Genomic DNA, 1,656 nt, shown 5'->3' with positions numbered 1-1,656 from the left:
TCGGGGCTGGTGAGTTGCAACACCTTGATGCCGTTCCGCCCGTCGGCGACATAGCCGAAGAGCGACGCATTGGTCGAGGCGACGATCACATCCTCGGCATCGTTGAGCATGCCACCAAAGGTTAGCCCCGGCCAGACGATCGGCGCCGCGGGGCGCGTCACATCGACGATCACGAGCCCGTCGGCCTTCGCCGCGACATACATATAGGTGCGCGCCACATAGATTTTGCGCGCATTGGCAAGCCGCACCGTGCCCGACGGCACCGCAACCGGCTGCGCCAGATTGGTGACGTCGAACAGCTTCACGCCCTCGGCATCGGTGACCCACAGGTAACGGAACTGCACCGCGCTGGCGCGCGCGTCGGTCAGCGGCAGCTGCGCCGTGACCTTCGGCTGGAGCGGCGTCGAGAGGTCGAGCACGACCAGCCCCGCGCCGGTGGTGATATAGGCCATGCTGCCCGCGAGCGTCACATGCCGCGCCCCCGCCAGCACATTGCCCTCGTTCCACGTCAGCGCACGCTTGAACTTGTTGTTGCGGAATTCGCCGTCGGCGAGCGTGTCGATGTCGACGAGCACCAGCCCTTCGACGCTGTCGGTGATCACCGCATAGCGGTAGATGTCGTGCATCACCTGTTCGTGATTCTCGGGGAAATTCTTCACGATATTCGCGTTGCGCGCCACGCTGACCGGCTGGGTGGTCGCGATCGCCATGCACGTCGCATTCTTCGTCTTCACATGCGTATCCTGCCCGAGCGCCGAGAAAGGCGCGCGGACGATGCGTTCGGAGAAGCCCTTGTTGCCGATCGAGGCGACGTCATAGACGCGGAAGCCGCCCTTACCCTCCGCCACGAACATATATTCGCCGCGCTGCTGCAGGCAGTTCACCCGGCCGCTCGTCCCTTGCACGATGTTCGCAAACTCCTCGAGCGCGTGCGTTTCGCCCGAACCCTTCTTGTCGAAAGTCTTGCCGCGCACCCAGTTCTTGAGTTCGCGGCCGTTCTGTTCGACGTGCAGTTTCCAGTAATCGGGATAGGCATATTTCTGGAGATAGCTGCCGATCACCGCCTGCGGCTCGTCCCATTCGGTGACGCGCGTCGCCTGGAAGCTGTTTTCCTGACCCGACCAGACGTTGAGCCCGACGAAATTGACGAAGTTGGTGCCGAGCAGATTGAGCTGCGCCATGATCGCATTGTTATCGTCGGCCGCCGACAGGTGGCAGTCGCTGCACTGCTTGGTTTCGGAGCGGCGGACGGTGTGCGGGAAATGCGGCGCGAAAGCCTGGCTCGAGTAACCGGCCGACGAGATCGGCGGCTGCTGCACATAGATGCGCTCGCGGTTGATGTTGGTCGACGAGAGGACGAGCGCCGAGGTCGATCGCACCGGCGTGATGATGCCGCGCACCTCGCCATCGGGGCCGGGCTCGCCGGGCTTGGTGAGCTGGTGCCGGCCGAGCTGGAACATCTCGTCGCGCGCCACCTGCGGGTTGTAGGTCGCGAAGTTGCGCGTCTCCTCACCCTCGAAATGGTGCATCTTGGTCTTCCAGTTCGCCTCGATCGGCAAATGGCAGCCGCCGCAGCTCGTCGTCCAGCTGAGGTGACAGGTGAAGCAGGCGATCTCCTCGTCCTTGTGGGCGAGGTCGGGCGCGGGGACGCCGGAG

Annotated in this window: 1 protein-coding gene; it reads right to left on the bottom strand. The window is 64.0% G+C overall.

Going from position 1 to position 1,656, the window contains the following annotated elements; genetic code table 11:
• On the bottom strand, positions 1-1,656 hold a 1,656-nt coding region (locus VGD20_RS13600; RefSeq protein WP_414714577.1), incomplete at both ends, for an LVIVD repeat-containing protein.

Source organism: Sphingopyxis sp., assembly GCF_036402335.1.
Lineage (GTDB): Bacteria > Pseudomonadota > Alphaproteobacteria > Sphingomonadales > Sphingomonadaceae > Sphingopyxis.
The sequence above is the reverse complement of the archived record's forward strand: the minus strand, read 5'-3'. Positions and strand labels throughout refer to the sequence as shown.